Below are 3263 nucleotides of genomic sequence, written 5' to 3'. Positions count from 1 at the left end.
CCGAACTCCAGCAACACCCGGACCTGCCCGGGTTTCGGCTCCTCGGCCACCTCGAAGACCAACGCGCTGTCAGCCGAATGGCTGCGCAGGATGGTGACGAGGATGACCCCGTTCGAAGAGAAGTTCCCCTCATGCAGCGTGAAGGAAGCCGGAGCCGTCCAGGTCGCATAGGGCCGTGGCGGTTCCTTTTTCACAAGGCGGCCGAGGCCGTTCGAGCGCTCCCACGCCGCGAGCTTCTTGGTGAAGCGCGCAGGCGGTTTTGGGTTGCCGTCAGTGTAGCGAATGAGCGACCCAAGCGGTACGCTGTCGATGATCATTGTTGCAGACATGAGTCCTCACTTTGAATGCAAGCTCTTTCATTCATCTTATTGATATTGTTGCTTTATATATGAATTGAGGGCGAGTTTCCCCGCCCTCGGATGGCTCAGATCACTCCGCAGCCATCATCGATCCGTTTTCCTCGGGGAGATCGGCAGTAAGGAACGCTGGCAGATCAATATTCTCGACCTGATCTGACTCAACATCCCCGACGGGAGCCCCCTGCCCTTCCGCGCCCGCGTCCAGTGCCACCAGATCGGCACGCCGCAGAACCTCGGGCAACCAACCGCTGCCTTTCAGCAGGCGTTCCGCCTCCGTGGCCATCTCGCCCTTCTTCAGGTGATCGAGAAGCTGCGCGGTCCCCTCGCCTTTCGCCTCGCGCACGGCCTCGAGGATGCGGACCTTGGGGACACGGTTCAAATACCCGTCGACCGTCGGCTCCCAGCCCGCCTCGACCATATCGAGATCGACAGCATGCGCTACGATGTCCGACTGCGCCATGCGGCGGGTCAGACCACTTGACGAGATGCCCGCGCCATAGGGGTTTACCTTTTCGTGGAGCGCGTTGATGCCGAAGCTCAGGCAATGGGCCAGCAGAGACAACCGGCTGGTCTGATCGAGGACGGTGAGGAAGTCCCAGAGTGCCGCATCATCGCCAAGCGGCAAGTCCGCTTCCCAGGCCGCGTGACGTGCGTCCACCGCCTTCGCCACCACGCTGTCCTTCAAGTCGGGTGATTGCGCCGACAAGTAGAGGTGCCGAACAGACACCTCAACGCAGCTGCCCGAAGCACCTGACGTCCGGAAAGTGTCAGTGACCAGCTTCAGGAGCAGAAGTGTCAGTGCGACGTCCGGCGAGCGACCAATGGCCTCGCGCAACGCCAGCGTCCGATGGGCCGTCAACTCCATAAGCAGGCGCTCGGGCAGCGGCTTCAGGACGCCATCATCCTCGTCCTCCGGCAGGTCGGCACCGAGCAGCTGGCCATTCGAGGTGATGATGGTTCCGACACCATGGCCGCCTAAGTCTTGCTCGCCATCGCTCCCCTGCCCCTCGGTCGACGGCAGTCCATCACCGCCAACGTCGACCTGCTCCCGACGTTCATCCTCGGGCCGGATATAGCCGCGGTAGACAGCAAGCTTTCCATCACGATCCAGCGTGATGAAGGCCCCTGCCTGCGCGATCTCGATCGGGTCAAACATCAGTGGACGCACGTCGAGCGCTTCCATCGCGGCCTCGAGATCACCAAGGCGGGCATCGATGTCATCGGGAAGTTCGTCCTGGCCCTCGTATTCCTCTTCCAGCGCCCGATACTCGGCAAGAAGTCTGGCGTGATCCGCACCCTCGCCCTCGGTCATCGGTATCGGCTCGCCTTTCAGACCCCGCATCGCGTGGCTGTAGCCGTAGGGCAGGTCGGTCGAGACCTCGATCCATTTCCAACCTTCGGTGGCGATGGCCTCAGCTTCGGCCTGAAGCTTCTGAGCGACCAGCCTATCGAGCAGGGCAGGGTCCTCAAGCCAACCGCCATCATCGCCCTGGAAGAGATCGCGCAGGATGGTTCCACCCGCCGCCTCGTAGGCCTCAACGCCCACGAACACGGCACGGCGGTCGGATGCCCGAACTGAGGTCTCGGTCAGCATGCGCCGGATTTGAAAGGGCTCCTTGTTCCAAGATGACGTGATCGCATCCCAAACCTGCAGCTGACGCTCGTGATCGGGGTTGACGGTGAAGGCCATGAGCTGTTCCAGCGTCATGCCATCCTCGGAATAGACTTCGAGCAGGGCAGGGGCCACGGAGGCGAGTTTGAGGCGCTGTTTCACGATCTGGGGCGCGACGAAGAAGGCCGCCGCAATCGCTTCCTCGCTCTGTCCTTTTTCCCGCAGCGCCACAAAGGCGCGGAACTGATCCAGCGGGTGCAGAGCGACGCGCTGGATGTTTTCAGCGAGGGAATCATCTTCGGCGAGGATTTCCGAGGCAGTGTCCCGCACGATGCAGGGGATCGGCGCGGTCTTTGCCAGCCGCTTCTGCTTCACCAAAACCGACAGCGCCTTAAACCGACGGCCACCGGCCGGGATTTCGAACATGCCGGTTTCAACGCCATCAGCATCGACCACAGGCCTTACGTTCAATCCCTGCAGCAGGCCGCGACGCGCGATGTCCTCGGCCAGTTCGTCAATCGAGACGCCTGCCTTGATGCGACGCACATTGGACTGGCTCAACACGAGCTTGTCGAAGGGGATATCCCGCGATGGTGACAGGGTGATTTTCTGGACAGCTTTCGTCATCAGACATTCTCCACGACGGGTGCCGGAAGCCACTCTCCCGATCTCACTTCCCGTCACCCTCAAACCAACAAACCTTTAACTCTCCTACCGATCCTAGGATCGTGCGTTGCGGAGGTCTGCGTCCATAGTTCACAGCTGTGAACTCTCTTGACCCGTGACGCATAGGATTAAGGTTCACAGCTGTGAACACTAGGCCGCGTTCCGTCGACCAATCAGAGCCATGACCATAGGTCCGCAGGAGAACTCACCTGCCGCCGCCTTTACCGTCAGCGCGCGCAAGTAACCGCCAGGGGATTTGATTTCTGCGAAGCGCTCAAGCATTGCGACAACGACAATCGCTGCCTGTTCGGGGCCCATGCAGCGCTGCGCCTCTTCCCAGGCAGAAGCACTTATCCCCATTGCGGGCCGAACGTGGCATGCCGCATCGAAGAGCTGGTGCCAGTGCCGGACCTCACCCTGATAGAAGGTTTTGAGTTCCGGGCAAGCTGCGATAACCAAATGAAGCGGGATCTTGGGTGCCCGCCGCATATCTGGTTCTTCTTCCGTCTCCTCAAGCGCACTGGGTTGGGCCTCTGGCTCGACAGCCGCCATCCGCCTTTTTTCTAAGGCAGGTTCAAGATCTATGGAGTCTTTATTTGAATTATGATGGTGACGCTCATACTGGG

General features: G+C 60.6%; 3 protein-coding genes. All 3 read right to left on the bottom strand.

Going from position 1 to position 3263, the window contains the following annotated elements:
• Positions 1-329 (bottom strand): hypothetical protein (locus L0H65_RS16935; protein ID WP_301460402.1); only part of this gene is annotated, 329 nt, incomplete at its 3' end.
• A 100-nt stretch (positions 330-429) separates the two neighbouring features.
• A complete protein-coding gene (locus L0H65_RS16930; protein ID WP_301460401.1) occupies positions 430-2598 on the bottom strand; it encodes a ParB/RepB/Spo0J family partition protein in 2169 nt (722 codons plus the stop codon).
• Between the two features lie 189 nt (positions 2599-2787).
• On the bottom strand, positions 2788-3263 hold a 476-nt coding region (repC, locus tag L0H65_RS16925), incomplete at its 5' end, for a plasmid replication protein RepC (protein ID WP_301460400.1).

Source organism: Pseudorhodobacter sp., from assembly GCF_030452865.1.
GTDB lineage: Bacteria > Pseudomonadota > Alphaproteobacteria > Rhodobacterales > Rhodobacteraceae > Pseudorhodobacter.
This window is presented reverse-complemented; position numbering and strand designations above follow the sequence as displayed.